Source organism: Streptomyces inhibens (genome assembly GCF_022221585.1).
Classification (GTDB): domain Bacteria; phylum Actinomycetota; class Actinomycetes; order Streptomycetales; family Streptomycetaceae; genus Streptomyces; species Streptomyces inhibens.
Genome location: NZ_CP084681.1, coordinates 4,181,093 through 4,196,264, shown reverse-complemented (window position 1 = coordinate 4,196,264; position 15,172 = coordinate 4,181,093). Strand labels below are relative to the sequence as shown.

Sequence of the window (15,172 nt, the reverse complement as noted above, 5' to 3'; positions counted from 1 at the left end):
CGCAGGAGTGAGATGGCCGTCAACCTCGTCAATCTGGAAGCCGTCGGCAAGGTGTACGGAACCCGTGCCCTGCTCGACGGTGTCTCCCTCGGCGTCAACGAGGGGGACCGGATCGGCGTCGTCGGGCGCAACGGGGACGGCAAGACCACCCTGATCCGGATCCTCGCCAAGCTGGAGGGCGCGGACAGCGGCCGGGTCACGCACAGCGGCGGCCTGCGACTGGGCGTGCTCACCCAGCACGACTCCCTCGACCCGGCCGCGACCATCCGGCACGAGGTCATCGGGGACATGGCCGACCACGAGTGGGCGGGCAACGCCAAGATCCGCGATGTGCTCACCGGGCTGTTCGGCGATCTGCACATGCCGGGGTTCGACAAGGGCCTGGACACCGTCATCGGGCCGCTGTCCGGTGGCGAGCGGCGGCGCATCGCGCTGGCCAAGCTGCTGATCGCCGAGCAGGACCTGATCGTCCTGGACGAGCCCACCAACCACCTTGACGTGGAAGGCATTTCGTGGCTCGCCGGGCATCTGCGGGCGCGCCGCAGCGCGCTGGTGGTCGTCACCCACGACCGGTGGTTCCTGGACCAGGTCTGTACGCGGATGTGGGACGTCCAGCGCGGCGCGATCCATGACTACGAGGGCGGCTACAGCGACTACGTCTTCGCGCGCGCCGAGCGTGAGCGGATCGCGGCGACCGAAGAGACCAAGCGGCAGAACCTGATGCGCAAGGAGCTGGCGTGGCTGCGGCGCGGCGCCCCGGCCCGTACGAGCAAGCCGCGGTTCCGTATCGAGGCCGCCAACGAGCTGATCGCCGATGTGCCGCCGCCGCGGGACACCACAGAGCTGATGAAGTTCGCCAACTCCCGCCTCGGCAGGACCGTCTTCGAGCTGGAGAACGTCACCGTCCAGGCCGGCCCGAAGCAGCTGCTGAAGCATCTGACCTGGCAGCTGGGCCCCGGCGACCGGATCGGCCTGGTCGGCGTGAACGGCGCCGGCAAGACCTCGCTGCTGCGGGCGCTGTCCGAGGCGGCCCGTACGCAGGGCGAGGCGCAGCCCGCGGCCGGCAAGATCGTCGTCGGCAAGACCGTCAAGCTGGCGTATCTCTCGCAGGAGGTCGCCGAGCTCGACCCGTCGTGGCGGGTGCTGGAAGCCGTCCAGAAGGTGCGCGATCGGGTCGACCTCGGCAAGGGCCGGGAGATGACCGCCGGGCAGCTGTGCGAGAAGTTCGGCTTCACCAAGGAGAAGCAGTGGACGCCGGTCGGCGACCTGTCGGGCGGTGAGCGCCGCCGCCTCCAGATCCTGCGCCTCCTCATGGACGAGCCGAACGTCCTCTTCCTCGACGAGCCCACCAACGACCTCGACATCCAGACCCTCACCCAGCTGGAGGACCTGCTCGACGGCTGGCCCGGCTCGCTGATCGTCATCAGCCACGACCGGTACTTCATCGAGCGCACCACCGACCGGGTCTTCGCGCTCCTCGGCGACGCCGCGCTGCGGATGCTGCCGCGCGGTATCGACGAGTACCTGGAGCGCCGCCGGCAGGTCGTCGAGGCCGCCACGCCCGTCCCCGCGCAGCAGACCGCGGCGCCCAAGAAGGCGGCGGCCGTCAACCGCGCCGCGCAGAAGGAACTCCAGAAGATCGAGCGGCAGTTGGACAAGATCGGCGAGAAGGAGAGCAAGCTCCATGCGCAGATCGCCGAGCACGCCACCGACTTCGAGAAGGTCGCCGGACTCGACGCCCAGCTGCGCGAGCTGAGCGCCGAGCGGGACGAGCTGGAGATGCGCTGGCTGGAGCTGGCGGAGGACGCGTAAGGCACGCCGGGCGGCACCGGGTGCCCTCCCCGCGCGCCCGTTGACGGCGGCAATCGGCCCCGGATTGGCCGGGATTCCAGCATTCCGGGGGTCTTCTCCCCGGTAGGGGGCGCGCTCGGCGATCCGAGCGTGTAGCTTCCCGGGGACAAGCGGCCCGGCCGGGGGGCCGCGGGGGCCCGCCGGGGTGGAGGGGGTTGCTCGATGGGCGTGCGGCTCATGGTGGTCGACGATCATCGTCTGCTCGCGGAGGCGCTCGCCTCGGCGCTGAAGCTGCGGGGGCACCGTGTGCTGGCTGCCGCCGCGCCGAGCGCCGGTGCCGCGGATCTGGTGGTGAGCCGGGCGCCCGAGGTGTGCCTGCTGGGCACCGCGGCGCCCGCCGAGCCTGGCGCCTTCGACCCGATCGTACGGATCAAGAAGGAGCGGCCGCAGGTCGCGGTGGTCGTGCTGGGCCCGGTACCCAGCCCGCGCGGTATCGCCGCCGCCTTCGCGGCCGGGGCCTCCGGGTACGTCCGTAACGACGAGCGGATCGAGGGCGTGGAGCGCGCCATGATGAAGGCGCGGGCGGGCGAGTCGGCGGTCTCCCCGCAGCTGCTCCAGCAGGCCTTCGAGGAGCTGTTGCACCCCGCGGCGCAGCCCGACGACGAGGGTGCGCGGCTGCTGGAGCTGCTCACCCCGCGCGAGGTCGAGGTGCTGATACGGGTCGCGGACGGCGAGGACACCCGGCTGATCGCGGCGGGTATGGACATCGCGCCGAGCACCGCGCGTACGCACGTCCAGCGGGTGCTGATGAAGCTGGAGGTGGGCTCCCGGCTGGAGGCCGCCGCACTGGCGGCGCGGACCGGGCTGCTGGACCGGGCGGTGGGCGGCCGCGCCGCGCGCATGACGACGGCGGGACCGGACGATCCGGCCCCGCCGCGGTGACACCCGTCCCGCTCAGCCCTCGGCGGGCCGCTCCTCGCTCTCGCCCTGGAGCTCCGCGGCCGTCGGCGGCACGGCCGGCCGCAGCTTCAGCCAGATGAGGAAGAACAGTCCGAGGGCGAGCATGCCCAGGCCTGTCCACAGGTTGATGTTGATGTCCTGGGCCTTCTTGAGGTCCGCTTCGTCGGCCATCAGACCGGCGATGGTGACGATCACGCCGTAGACGACGAACAGGCCGCCGATGATGCGCCGGACGTCGAAGAGGCGCGCGGCGGTCGCGGACTCGCGCTCCAGCTCCTCGACCTCGTGCTGGTAGTCACTCATGGTGCGTCAACTCCGCTGGTTCAGGCAGGTTCAGAAGGAGAAGGGGATGTAGCAGACGGCGGCGAGGACGATCGCGCCCCAGCCCAGCAGCGCGGGCCTGCGGTACCAGGCGTCGTCGCCCTCGGCCGGCAGCTCCTCCATGCCGGGGGACCGTGTGCCGTAGACCAGGCCGGCCAGCGACTCGGTCGACTTGGGCTTGGTGACTATGGTGACCACGAACATCACGAGCGCACCGACGACGAAGGCGACGATGGACGAGACGAAGTTGGCGCCCTGGTCGGAGGGGATCGAGATGATGCCCTGCTTGTAGAACCAGAAGTAGTTGACCATCGCGGCCACGGTGCCGGAGAGCAGCCCCCAGAAGCCGGCCGCGGCGCTGGTCCGCTTCCAGAACATGCCGATGATGAACACCACGAACAGCGGGACGTTGAAGAAGGAGAACAGCGTCTGCAGGTAGTTCATGATGTTGCTGAACGACGAGGCGATGAAGGCCGTACCCATGCCGATCAGCACGCCGACCGCGGTGACCACCCGTCCGGTCTTGAGGTAGTACGCGTCCTCGCGGCCCTTCTTGAGGTACGCGGCCCAGATGTCGTTGGTGAAGACCGTGTTGAAGGACGACACGTTCGCGGCCATACCGGCCATGAACGCGGCCAGCAGACCGGTCACCGCGATGCCGAGCACGCCGTTGGGCAGCAGGTCCCGCATCAGCACCGGGATCGCGTCGTTGTACTGGAGTCCGTCCGCGCCCGCCTTGCCCAGCGTCGGCTCCATGACCAGCGCGATCAGGCCCGGTACGACGACCACCATGGGTATGAAGATCTTGGGGAAGGCGGCGATCAGCGGGGTGCGCTTGGCGGCCGAGAGGTTCTTCGCGGACAGTGCGCGCTGCACCTCGGCGAAGTTGGTGGTCCAGTAGCCGAAGCTCATCACGAAGCCGAGGCCGAGGACGATGGTCAGCCAGTTCGCGCCGAGCGGGTTGCCCTCACCGATGCCGGTGCCCTTCCAGGCGGTCAGGAACGCATCGCCGTGCGAGGAGTTCAGCGAGTGGGTCAGACCGTCCCAGCCGCCGACGCGCTTGAGGCCGACGATGGTCAGCGGGATGAGCGCGGCCAGGATGACGAAGAACTGGAGCACCTCGTTGTAGATCGCCGAGGACAGACCGCCGATGGTGATGTACGCCAGCACGAAGAAGCCGGCGACGACGATCGCGACCCACTGCGGCCAGCCGAGCAGCGCCTGGAGCACGATCGCCATGGCGTACAGGTTCACGCCCGCGATCAGCACGGAGGAGACGGCGAAGATCACCGAGGACAGCAGGTGCGAGGAGGGCCCGAAGCGGTGCAGCAGGAACTCGGGCACCGAGCGGACCTTGGAGCCGTAGTAGAACGGCATCATCACCAGGCCGAGGAAGACCATGGCCGGGATGGCGCCGATCCAGTACCAGTGGACGGTGTAGGCCCCGTACTGCGCGCCGTTGGCGGCCATTCCGAGGATCTCGGTGGCGCCGAGGTTGGCGGCGACGAACGCCAGTCCGGTGACCCAGGCGGGCAGTGACCGCCCGGAGAGGAAGAAGTCCAGGCTCGTCTTCACGCTGCGTTTGGCCGCGAATCCGATGCCGAGGACGACGACGAAGTAGATGGCCAGGATCGTGTAGTCGAGCCCGTTGGTAGGGAGCCGTAGCCCCTCGGCCAGGGTGATCATGGTGGGAACTCGCTTCGTTGCGCGATCGGAACGCACAGAAAGCTACGCGCGGCCGGTCAGAAACTGAACACTTTTGTTCGGTTGAGTTGTTGGATCGTGATGGACGCGGCCGATATGTCAGTGAATGCCCGGTGGAGGGGCTGGCGTTGACGCAACTGTTTAGTTGTGCTTCATTGTGTTTGTTTGTGTTTGGTCGGAGGGGGAGGAGCTCCCGTGAAGAAGACGACGACGCGGCTCGCGGACGGCCGGGAGCTGATCTATTACGACTCGCGTGACGATGTCGTACGCGACGCCGTCGACCACCGCCCCCTCGACCCCGTCGCCACCGCCTCCGAGATCCGCCACGATCGCCTCCTCGGCGACGATGTCGCCATCGCCTCGCACCGCCAGGCCCGCACCTACCACCCGCCGGCCGACGAATGCCCGCTGTGCCCCTCCCTCGGGGGCCGGCTCTCCGAGATCCCCGCCCCCGACTACGACGTCGCCGTCTTCGAGAACCGCTTCCCCTCCCTCGCCGGCGACAGCGGCCGCTGCGAGGTCGTCTGCTTCACCTCCGACCACGACGCCTCCTTCGCCGACCTCACCGCGGAGCAGGCCGCCCTGGTCCTGGAAGCCTGGACCGACCGCACCGCGGAACTCTCCCAACTCCCGGGCGTGGAACAGGTCTTCTGCTTCGAGAACCGCGGCGAGGAGATCGGCGTCACCCTCGGCCACCCGCACGGCCAGATCTACGCCTACCCCTTCACCACCCCGCGCACCGAGCGGATGCTGCGCTCGCTCGCCGCCCACCGCGAGGCCACCGGCGGCAACCTCTTCGACGACGTGGTCGCCGACGAGCTGGCCGACGGCCGCCGCATCGTCCTCGAAGGCGAGCACTGGGTGGTCTTCGTCCCCTACGCCGCCCACTGGCCCTACGAGGTGCACCTCTACCCCAAGCGCCGGGTCCCCGACCTGCTCGCCCTCGACGACGCCGCGCGCACAGAATTCCCACAGATCTACCTGGAAGTCTTGCGACGCTTCGACCGGATCTTCGACGAGGGCAACGGCCGGGGAGAGCGCGCGGCCGGCGCCGCCCGCACGCCGTACATCGCCGCCTGGCACCAGGCGCCGCTGCGCGCCGAGCACCGTGCCGAATTCGCACTCCACCTCGAGCTTTTCACCATTCGCCGGACTTCCGGCAAGCTGAAGTTCCTCGCGGGTTCCGAATCCGGCATGAACGTGTTCATCAACGATGTGCCGCCGGAGGCCGCGGCCGAGCGACTGCGAGAGGTAGCGAGCGAGTCATGAGCAAGCCTGTGTCTTCCAAGTACCTGGTGACGGGTGGAGCCGGATACGTCGGAAGCGTGGTGGCCCAGCACCTGCTGGAGGCCGGTCACGCGGTGACCGTCCTCGACAACCTCTCCACCGGCTTCCGGGCCGGCGTCCCCGCGGGCGCCGAGTTCATCGAGGGCGACATCCGCGACGCGGCCAAGTGGCTGGATGCCTCCTACGACGCGGTGCTGCACTTCGCCGCCTTCTCGCAGGTCGGCGAGTCCGTCGTGAAGCCCGAGAAGTACTGGGACAACAACGTCGGCGGCACCATGGCGCTGCTGGGTGCCATGCGCGCGGCGGGCGTGCGCAAGCTCGTCTTCTCCTCCACCGCGGCGACGTACGGCGAGCCGGTGAACACCCCGATCACCGAGACCGACCCGACCGCCCCCACCTCGCCCTACGGCGCCAGCAAGCTCGCCGTCGACCACATGATCAGCGGCGAGGCAGCCGCCCACGGCCTGGCCGCCGTCTCGCTGCGCTACTTCAACGTCGCCGGCGCCTACGGCAGCTGCGGCGAGCGCCACGACCCCGAGTCGCACCTCATCCCGCTCGTCCTCCAGGTCGCCCAGGGCAAGCGCGAGGCGATCTCCGTCTTCGGCGACGACTACCCCACCCCCGACGGCACCTGCGTCCGCGACTACATCCACGTCGCCGACCTCGCCGAGGCCCACCTCCTCGCCCTCGAAGCGGCGACGTCCGGCGAGCACCTGATCTGCAACCTCGGCAACGGCAACGGCTTCTCCGTCCGTGAGGTCATCGAGACCGTCCGCAAGGTCACCGGGCACCCCATCCCCGAGATCACCGCCGCGCGCCGCGGCGGCGACCCCGCCGTCCTGGTGGCCTCCGCACAGACCGCCGTCGACCGCCTCGGCTGGCGGCCCAGCCGCGCCGACCTCGCCGGAATCGTCGCCGACGCATGGGCTTTCGCCCAGGAGAGCCGGACCGCGTAGATCCCGCGGGCCCGATCGCCCTCCGGGCTCGTCCTCACACGCCGGACGGGCCGGAATTCGCGGCCCGCACCACGACACACAGGACGAAGGATTCCACGTGACAGCCACGGAGCACGGTCCCAGCCGCACCGCAGCCGCCTTCCGCGACGTATACGGGACGGAGCCCCAGGGCACCTGGGCGGCGCCCGGCCGGGTCAACCTGATCGGTGAACACACCGATTACAACGACGGCTTCGTGATGCCACTGGCCCTCCCGCACACCACCCTGGCCGCCGCCTCGGCCCGCACCGACGGGGTGCTGCGACTGCACTCCGGCGGCGCCGACGGCGGCATCGTCGAGCTGCGCATCGACGCTCTGCGGCCGGCGCCGGGCTCGGCCTCCGAGGTGCTGGAACAGAGCCGGGGCGGAGCGCAGCGGAGCGGCGGCTGGGCCGCCTACCCGGCGGGCATCGTCTGGGCGATGCGGGAGGCCGGCCTGCCCGTGGGCGGCGCGGATCTGCACTACGACAGCACAGTGCCCACCGGCGCCGGACTCTCCTCCTCCGCCGCCCTGGAGGTCGCCACCGCGCTCGCGCTCAACGACCTCTACGGGCTGGACCTGGCCCCGCAGCGACTGGCGCAGCTCGCCCAGCGGGCCGAGAACGCGTTCGTCGGCGTGCCCTGCGGAATCATGGACCAGACCGCAGCGGCCTGCTGCACCGAGGGCCACGCCCTGTTCCTGGACACCCGCGACCTCACCCGGCGCCAGGTGCCGTTCGATCTGGCGCAGGAGGGGCTGCGGCTCCTGGTCGTGGACACCCGGGTGAAGCACGAGCTGGGGGACGGCGCATACGCCGAGCGGCGCGCCGGCTGTGAGCGTGGCGCGCGGGCGCTCGGCGTACGGGCCCTGCGTGATGTGCCCTACGCACATCTTCCCGAGGCGCTGGCCACCTTGGCCGACGAGCCGGTCGTACAGGCCCTCGTCCGGCACATCGTCACCGAGAACCACCGCGTCGAAGAGGTCATCGACCACCTCGACGCCGGCCGCACCCGCGCCATCGGCCCGCTGCTGACCGCCGGCCACGCCTCGCTCCGCGACGACTTCAAGATCTCCTGCCGCGAGCTCGATCTCGCCGTCGACACCGCCCACGCGGCCGGCGCCCTCGGGGCCCGGATGACCGGCGGCGGCTTCGGCGGCTCGGCGATCGTGCTGGTCGAGGCCGCGGACGCGACGGCCGTCAGCACGGCGGTCACCGAGGCGTTCGCGGCGGCCGGACATGCCGCGCCGAGGATCTTCGAAGCCGTCCCGAGCGCGGGAGCGCACCGCCTGCGGTAGGGCGCGACCGACGGCGTGCGGCCACCGGGAAAGCGCCAAATGGCCCGGGTGGGGGAGCAGTTTCGGCAATCACCTTCCCTTGCCGCACCCTGTCCGTACTCTGAGATCCAGCACCGGTGGGGGCCGGTGTGATCAGGGGGCGAGACCGTTCGGGTACGGCGCCCGGGGTGGGGTAGTCATGTCGGCACGGCGGCGGCCGTGCGGCTGAGGCGATCTTCAATCCGCGCGTCGTGCCCGCTATGGTCCGTTCACCGAGACAGGGGGTCTCTGTGCAACGCATCCGGGTTCTGGTGGTCGACGACCACCGCATCTTCGCCGAATCCCTGGCAGCCGCGCTCGCCGCGGAACAGGACGTGGACGTGGCGGCCGCGGGCAGTGCCCCGGCGGCCCTGCGCAATCTGGACCGGGCGGCCACCGACGGCCGCCGCTTCGACGTGCTGCTCGCCGACGCCGACCTCGCCGCGCCGCTGCTCGCGGTGCCCGCGCAGGCCGCGGTACGCGAGGCCGCACCGCGCGGCTGCCCGCGCGACGGCATCGCGCTGGTCTCCGGCCTGCGCACCAGCCACCCGTATCTGCGCACCGTCGTTCTCGCCGACCGCGACGACGCCCGCCGCGCGGCAGCGGCCCTGCAGGCCGGCGCCTCCGGCTGGGTCGCCAAGGACTGCTCGCTGTCCCGGCTGCTCGCCGTGATCCGCGGCGTACTGCGCGACGAGACGCATCTGCCGCCCGCCCTGCTGACGGGTGTGCTGCGCGAGCTGACGGCCGCCCGCAAGCACCGTTCGGAGAGCGAGCGGCTGGTGGAATCGCTGACACCGCGCGAGCGCGAGGTGCTGCGCTGCATGGTGGCGGGCCTGGGCCGCAAGGCGGTCGCCGAGCGGCTGTTCCTCTCCCCGCACACCGTCCGCACCCATATGCAGAACGTGCTCGGCAAGCTCGGGGTGCACTCCACCCTCGCGGCGGTGGCGCTGGCCCGCCGGGCCGGGGTGGGGCCGGTCGAACTGGAGGCGGCGGCCGCGGCGGCCTCGGTGCCGGTGCCCTGAGACCGCCGCACGGGCGTGTGGCCTTACGCGACGGGATCCGTCAGTACGGCCACCCCCCGGGCCGCCAGCGCGACCCGGCCTGTGGCTCCGGCCGCGTCCTGCGCTGCGAGGGCGTCCCGCATCGGCGCCGGCAGATCGACCTCGACGGCCTCGGCCCCGTGGTTGAGCAGGAAGACATACCGCTCGTCGGCGCCCTCGCGGACGGTGGCCTGGACGCCCGCCGGCAGCCCCGGCAGTACGGGCGTCACGCCGGCGGCCGCGCGGATGTCGTCCAGCAGGGCCCGCATCAGCGCCGCGTCGAGCCGGGTGCCGGCGTACCAGGCGGTGCCCTGCCCGTAGTTGTGCCGGGTCACCGCGGGCCGCCCGGCGAGCTCTCCGGTCGTGAAGTGGGCCAGCGCCTCGGCTCCTTCGAGGTCGATGGCCTCCGACCACAGGTCCGCCCGCCCCGTATACGCTCCGTCGCCGACCGAAACCGACCGGCCCGCGTCCAGCGGCCAGAACTCCTCCACCCGCAGCCCCAGCAGCTCCCGCAGCGGCGCCGGATAGCCGCCCGGATGCACCCGGTCGTGCGCGTCGACGATCCCGGAGAAGAAGGACACCAGCAGCTGCCCGCCGGTGCGCACATAGGCGGCCAGCCGCTCGGCGTCGGACGCGGTGAGCAGATACAGATTGGGCACGACCACCAGCCGGTAGCCGGACAACTCGCGCTGCGGCGGCACCACGTCGCAGGCCACCCCCGCCTCGAACAGCGGCCGGTAGTGGTCCAGCGCGATCCGCGAGTGGTCCAGCGCGGTCGACGGCTTGGAGTCCAGCTCCAGCGCCCACCAGCTGTGCCAGTCCGCCAGCAGCGCCACCTCGGCCCGTGACCGCGCCCCCTCGATGCCCGGCAGCGACGCCAGCTCCCGCCCCAGGTCCGCCACTTCGCGGAAGATACGGGTGTCGGTCCCGCCGTGCGGCAGCATCGCCGAGTGGAACTTCTCCGCGCCGCCCAGCGACTGCCGCCACTGGAAGTACAGCACCGCGTCCGCGCCCTGGGCGACGGCCTGCCAGCTCCACAGCCGCATCGCGCCGGGCGGCTTGGGGCCGTTGCGGGGCCGCCAGTTGACCGCGCTCGGCGCCTGTTCCAGCAGCATCCAGGGCTGCCCGGAGCGCGCCGAACGCATCAGGTCGAAGACATAGCCGGCCCGGATGTGGTCGTCGGACGCGTACGGGTCCTGGTAGAAGTCCAGCGCCATCGCGTCCATGTGCGCCGACCAGGCGAAGGCGTCGACCGGCTTGTGCTGCGGCATCAGATTGGTGGTGATGGGCACCTCGGGGGTCAGCCGCGTAAGGACCGCTTTCTCGGCGAGATAGCAGGCGCGCAGCGCCTCGTCACCGAAGCGCAGATAGTCCAGCTGCTGGGCGGGGTTGGGGAAGGTGGGCGCGGCGCGGGGCGGCAGCACCTCGTCGAAGTCGCCGTACGCCTGCGACCAGAAGGCCGTCGACCAGGCGGCGTTGAGCGCGTCGACGCTCTCGTAGCGCGCACGCAGCCAGCGACGGAAGTCGTCGGCCGACACCTCGCAGAAGCACTGGCGGGTATGGCAGCCGTACTCGTTGCCCACATGCCACATGGCGAGCGCCGGGTGGCCGGCGTAGCGGGTGGCGAGCTGCTCGACGAGGCGTACGGCGTGTGCGCGGTAGACGGGGCTGGAGGGGCAGTAGTGCTGCCGGCCGCCGGGCCAGCGGCGCTGCCCGTCGGGGCCCTCGGGCAGGATCTCGGGGTGGGCGCGGGAGAGCCAGGGTGGTGGGGAGGCGGTCATGGTCGCCAGGCAGACGGCGATACCGGCGCCCGCCAGACCGTCCATGACCCGGTCGAACCAGCCGAAGTCCCATTCCCCGGGCCGGGGTTCGACCTTCGCCCAGGAGAAGATCCCGGCGGTGACCATGGTGACATGGGCCGCCTTCATCAGCTTCAGATCCTCGGCCCACACCTCCTCGGGCCACTGCTCGGGGTTGTAGTCGCCGCCGAATTGGATGCCCATCGGACCCCCTGCATCGAAGCTCAGGACGGGGCGCGCCGCCCCGCCGCCCGGTTCACGAAGAGTTCTTGTACACGCTCCAGCCGCCGTCCACGACGAGGCTCGCACCGGTGACGAAGGACGCCTCGGGGGAGAGCAGAAAGGCGATGGCGGCGGCGATCTCCTCGGGCCGTCCCAGCCGCCGGGCCGCCGTCTCCGCGGCGCTGGCCTGCCGTTCCTCCTCGCCAATGTCCTCCCAGGCCGCCGTCAGGACGGGGCCCGGCAGCACGCTGTTGACCCGCACCTCGGGCCCGTACTCCACGGCCAGTTGGCGCCCCAGAGCGGTCAGTCCGGCCTTGGACGCGGCGTATGCGGGCCGCCCCGGCAGCCCGATCAGCGCATGCACCGACGAGGTCAGCACCACCGCGCCGCAGCGCGCCCGCAGATCGTCCAGGGCGGTGCGCACGCCGAGGAACGCGCCGGTCAGATTGACCGCCAGCTGCCGGTCCCAGTCCGCGAGCGGGGTGCGGTCGGCGGCCGCCACATACGGCAGATAGGCGTTGCTGACCAGCCCGTCCACCGGCCCGTAGCGCTGCCGCGCCGCCTCGATGGCCCGCCGCCAGTCGTCCTCGCCGGCCACATCGCAGTGCTCGTACGAGGCCCGGCCGCCGGCCGCCCGGATGCGCCGCGCGGTGTGTTCGCCGCGCGCGTCGTCGATGTCCAGGAGCAATACGCCGGCGCCCTCGGCGGCCAGTCGGTCGGCGGTGGCCGCCCCGATCCCGCCGGCGGCCCCGGTCACCACGACCGTACGGCCCTCGAACCGCCTGCCGTACGGGCCGTTCGCCGGATGCGGTACGCGCTGCTGGCTCATGGCGCGATCCAAGCCCACGAGAGGAGCGGCGGGCAAGGGGACGTGGTACAGGAGGGGCGCGTGCCGAAATAAGGGGCGCACGAAGAGTGTTCGCGCGCCCTCAAAAAGGGCGTGCACCACCCCGTCGCACGCCGTTGCGGGGCCTTGCCCGGAGGTGTGCGCGGGCTGGTCCGCCACCTCGGTCGACAGCGCCCGCGGCGCTCGCCCGGGAGTGTGCGCCCCCCACCCACCCCGGAAATGTGCCGCGCATCCGGCCGGGAACGGCGCCGGACGTCTACCCGGGGGTGTTGTCGAACGGAGCGGTCAACCGCCGCAGCAATCCGGCCAGTTCGCCGCGCTGCTGGCGGGAGAGCTCGGCGAGAATGGCGCGTTCCTGTATCAGCAGTCCGGCCAGCGACTGATCGGCCTTGTCACGGCCCTCGGCGGTCAGTCTGACCAGCACTCCACGCCGGTCACTGGGGTCGGGCAGCCGCTCGACGAGGTCCTTCTTCGCGAGCCGGTCGATGCGGTTGGTCATCGTGCCGGAGGTGACCAGGGTCTGGGTCAGCAGTGCCCCGGGGGAGAGTTGGTACGGCGCCCCGGCGCGGCGCAGCGCGGTGAGTACGTCGAACTCCCAGGGCTCCAGGCCCACCTCGGCAAAAGCGATGCGGCGGGCCCGGTCGAGGTGCCTGGCCAGCCTGGAGACGCGGCTGAGGACCTCAAGTGGTTCCACGTCGAGGTCCGGGCGCTCGCGCCGCCATGCTGCGACCAGTCGGTCGACCTCGTCCTCCATGACGATCAGTGTAGAGGGTCTGTCGACATGAAGTCTCTTGACGTCGAGATATATTTCGCTGGACTATGGGGCATCGTCGGCGGGGGCTCGGTTTCCAGCCGAGACGGCCCGAATCAGACCGTGCCGGCCTTGTGTCAGCCCTGCACCAGCAAAGGGGTTTCGAACATGCACGACGCACCAACCTGGGATCCGCAGCAATATCTCCGCCACTCCGGGCACCGTACCCGTCCCTTCCACGACCTGCTCGCCCGGATACCGGAACCCCCCTTGCAGGGCCGCCCCGCCCGCATCGCCGACCTCGGCTGCGGTCCCGGCAACGTCACCGCCCACCTCACCGCCCGCTGGCCCGACGCGCACATCACCGGCTACGACAACTCCCCCGAGATGCTCAAGGAAGCCGAGACCCACGCCGGCCCCGCCCCGGGCGGCGGCCATCTCGACTTCGCCCCCGCCGACGCCGCCGACTGGGCGCCCGACGAGTCCTACGACCTGATCGTCTCCAACGCGGCGCTGCAATGGGTCCCCAACCACCCCGAATCCTTCCCCCGCTGGATCGACGCCCTCACCCCCGGCGGCACCCTCGCCTTCCAGGTCCCCGGCAACTTCACCTCACCCAGCCACGCCCTCCTCGGCGAACTGTGCGACGCCCCCCAGTGGCGCGAGCGCCTGACCACCCACGGCCGCCGCTTCGTCCACATCCTCGAACCCGCCGACTACCTGGAACGCCTCACCGACCTCGGCTGCGCCGCCGACGTATGGGAAACCACCTACGTCCAGCTCCTGGAGGGCGACGACCCGGTCCTCGACTGGGTCAAGGGCACCGCCCTGCGCCCCGTCCTGACGGCCCTGGAAAACGATCCCGCCGCCCGCGAGGCCTTCCTCGCCGAATACCGGGATCTGCTCCGCAAGGCCTACCCCACCAGCCGCCACGGCACGGTCTTCCCGTTCCGCCGCATCTTCGCCGTCGCCCAGAAGCCGGCCATCTGACCCCACCCGCCCCACACCCCGAGGTGACGCCGTGATCACCGGCCTCGACCACATCCAGCTCGCCGCACCCCCCGGCACCGAAGACGCCCTCCGGGTCTACTACCGGGACCTCCTCGGCATGACGGAGATCCCCAAGCCCCCGGCGCTCGCGGCCCGCGGAGGCTGCTGGTTCGAGGCCGGCACGGCTCAGCTCCACCTGGGCATCGACCCGGACCACCGCCCGTCGGCCAAGGCCCACCCCGGCATCCGCGTCCACGGCATCGACGCTCTCGCCGCCCGCCTGACCGCCGCCGGAGCCCCCGTCACCTGGGACGACAACCTGCCGGGGCACCGGCGGTTCTACTCGCTCGACCCGGCGGGCAACCGGCTGGAATTCCTGGAGGCGCAGATCTGACGCTGAGGTCTTGCGTTGCCCGATCAGCCGCGGCTTCGGCTCCAGGCCGTCCAGGCCGTCCAGGCCAGAATTCACCAGATGCGCGGCGACCTCGTCCCCTGAGCAGCAGGCCCGCGGCCCGTGGACGGCAGAGCCGGCTACGGGATGGCGTCACCCTCGCCGAGCATGTGCGGGAAGAATCGCGCGCGTTCCTCCGCGTCGGGGCCCAGCAACGTCCCCCACGAGCCGTCGGAGAAACCGAATTGGACCTCGTTGAAGCTGCCGTCTTTCAGCCGGGTCCAGGAAAGGATGTCCCGGCGGAAGGACGCACCCAGTTCGATCGCCTCGTCCAGTTTCCCGTTCCAGCGGTTGTACTGGGCGTACACGAACTGGAAATTCCTTTCGGTGAACGCGACCGCGATGATGACGCCCACCTTGGCCCGCGGCTGAGCGGCTGCCAGCCACTGGCCGGCCATGCTGTCCCAGCCGCCGAAGAACGGCTTTTTCTTCTTCTGGCTCTTCGCCCTCTTGGCCGGATCGAGCGTCGTATCCGCCCGACCGGGCGACGGAACATCGGAGGTCGCGGCCCGGAAGAAGAATTCCCCGAGCTTTCCCAGGGAATCTCCCGAGCTGGACCGGCCGTCGGCCAGCACCACGGGCCGCCGCCTGTCCGGCACGTCGCAGCCGTCCGTACCGCTGGACAACGGCGAGCGCGCCGTGGTGAACCCGCCCAGGTAAACCTCGCCCGCGGGCAGTACCGCGGCGACCTTCTGCTCCAGATCGGTTCGCAATGCTCTC

14 protein-coding genes and 1 pseudogene are annotated in these 15,172 nt (G+C 71.0%); 8 read left to right on the top strand and 7 right to left on the bottom strand.

All coding sequences use genetic code 11. The annotated features are described in order from the left end of the window. The first annotated feature begins 12 nt into the window (after nucleotides 1–12). Nucleotides 13–1,812 carry an ABC-F family ATP-binding cassette domain-containing protein gene (locus KI385_RS19055; RefSeq protein ID WP_238573363.1) on the top strand — a complete coding sequence of 600 codons (1,800 nt, stop codon included), beginning with the start codon at nucleotides 13–15 and terminating at the stop codon, nucleotides 1,810–1,812. 201 nt (nucleotides 1,813–2,013) lie between these two features. Next, nucleotides 2,014–2,733 carry a response regulator transcription factor gene (locus tag KI385_RS19050; RefSeq protein WP_238573362.1) on the top strand — a complete coding sequence of 240 codons (720 nt, stop codon included), beginning with the start codon at nucleotides 2,014–2,016 and terminating at the stop codon, nucleotides 2,731–2,733. Between the two features lie 12 nt (nucleotides 2,734–2,745). On the opposite strand, the gene KI385_RS19045 is transcribed toward KI385_RS19050, so the two are convergent. Together KI385_RS19045 and KI385_RS19040 are read right to left on the bottom strand one after the other, a co-directional pair. Beyond that, complete coding sequence (locus tag KI385_RS19045; protein WP_238573361.1) at nucleotides 2,746–3,054, bottom strand: hypothetical protein; 309 nt, start codon at nucleotides 3,052–3,054, stop codon at nucleotides 2,746–2,748. A gap of 30 nt (nucleotides 3,055–3,084) precedes the next feature. Beyond that, a complete protein-coding gene (locus KI385_RS19040; RefSeq protein ID WP_238573360.1) occupies nucleotides 3,085–4,758 on the bottom strand; it encodes a sodium:solute symporter family protein in 1,674 nt (557 codons plus the stop codon). A 213-nt stretch (nucleotides 4,759–4,971) separates the two neighbouring features. Between KI385_RS19040 and galT the strand changes: the two genes are divergently transcribed. From galT to KI385_RS19020, 4 genes are all read left to right on the top strand, one after another. Then, a complete protein-coding gene (gene galT / locus KI385_RS19035) occupies nucleotides 4,972–6,045 on the top strand; it encodes a galactose-1-phosphate uridylyltransferase (RefSeq protein ID WP_128508747.1) in 1,074 nt (357 codons plus the stop codon). Nucleotides 6,046–6,053: 8 nt separating this feature from the next. After that, the gene (galE, locus tag KI385_RS19030) at nucleotides 6,054–7,019 is read left to right on the top strand and encodes a UDP-glucose 4-epimerase GalE (protein WP_238577751.1); all 966 of its coding nucleotides are present in this window, start codon (nucleotides 6,054–6,056) and stop codon (nucleotides 7,017–7,019) included. A 97-nt stretch (nucleotides 7,020–7,116) separates the two neighbouring features. Beyond that, nucleotides 7,117–8,334: a galactokinase gene (galK, locus tag KI385_RS19025; protein ID WP_238573359.1), complete on the top strand. Its 1,218-nt coding sequence runs from the start codon at nucleotides 7,117–7,119 to the stop codon at nucleotides 8,332–8,334. Nucleotides 8,335–8,603: 269 nt separating this feature from the next. Then, on the top strand, nucleotides 8,604–9,374 hold the full coding sequence (locus KI385_RS19020) for a response regulator transcription factor (RefSeq protein WP_128508745.1): 771 nt from the start codon (nucleotides 8,604–8,606) through the stop codon (nucleotides 9,372–9,374). 23 nt (nucleotides 9,375–9,397) lie between these two features. Here the strand turns inward: KI385_RS19020 and KI385_RS19015 are convergent, their stop codons facing one another. The 3 genes from KI385_RS19015 to KI385_RS19005 all read right to left on the bottom strand — a co-directional run bounded on the left by KI385_RS19015 (nucleotide 9,398) and on the right by KI385_RS19005 (nucleotide 13,014). Continuing rightward, nucleotides 9,398–11,395: a beta-galactosidase gene (locus KI385_RS19015; RefSeq protein WP_238573358.1), complete on the bottom strand. Its 1,998-nt coding sequence runs from the start codon at nucleotides 11,393–11,395 to the stop codon at nucleotides 9,398–9,400. A gap of 52 nt (nucleotides 11,396–11,447) precedes the next feature. After that, nucleotides 11,448–12,242 carry an SDR family NAD(P)-dependent oxidoreductase gene (locus KI385_RS19010; RefSeq protein ID WP_128508743.1) on the bottom strand — a complete coding sequence of 265 codons (795 nt, stop codon included), beginning with the start codon at nucleotides 12,240–12,242 and terminating at the stop codon, nucleotides 11,448–11,450. 274 nt (nucleotides 12,243–12,516) lie between these two features. Next, nucleotides 12,517–13,014: a MarR family winged helix-turn-helix transcriptional regulator gene (locus KI385_RS19005; protein ID WP_128508742.1), complete on the bottom strand. Its 498-nt coding sequence runs from the start codon at nucleotides 13,012–13,014 to the stop codon at nucleotides 12,517–12,519. Nucleotides 13,015–13,179: 165 nt separating this feature from the next. Here KI385_RS19005 and KI385_RS19000 point away from each other — a divergent pair, with 165 nt between their 5' ends. Beyond that, entirely contained in the window at nucleotides 13,180–14,001 is an 822-nt protein-coding gene (locus KI385_RS19000; protein WP_238573357.1) for a trans-aconitate 2-methyltransferase, read from the top strand. Nucleotides 14,002–14,032: 31 nt separating this feature from the next. Then, complete coding sequence (locus KI385_RS18995) at nucleotides 14,033–14,395, top strand: VOC family protein (RefSeq protein ID WP_238573356.1); 363 nt, start codon at nucleotides 14,033–14,035, stop codon at nucleotides 14,393–14,395. Nucleotides 14,396–14,401: 6 nt separating this feature from the next. Here KI385_RS18995 and KI385_RS18990 read toward each other — a convergent pair. Together KI385_RS18990 and KI385_RS18985 are read right to left on the bottom strand one after the other, a co-directional pair. Then, nucleotides 14,402–14,488, bottom strand: a pseudogene (locus tag KI385_RS18990) (TetR/AcrR family transcriptional regulator); the annotation flags it as partial. Nucleotides 14,489–14,532: 44 nt separating this feature from the next. Continuing rightward, nucleotides 14,533–15,165, bottom strand: coding sequence for a hypothetical protein (locus tag KI385_RS18985; protein WP_238573355.1), 633 nt, complete (start codon nucleotides 15,163–15,165; stop codon nucleotides 14,533–14,535). Between the last annotated feature and the right edge of the window lie 7 nt (nucleotides 15,166–15,172).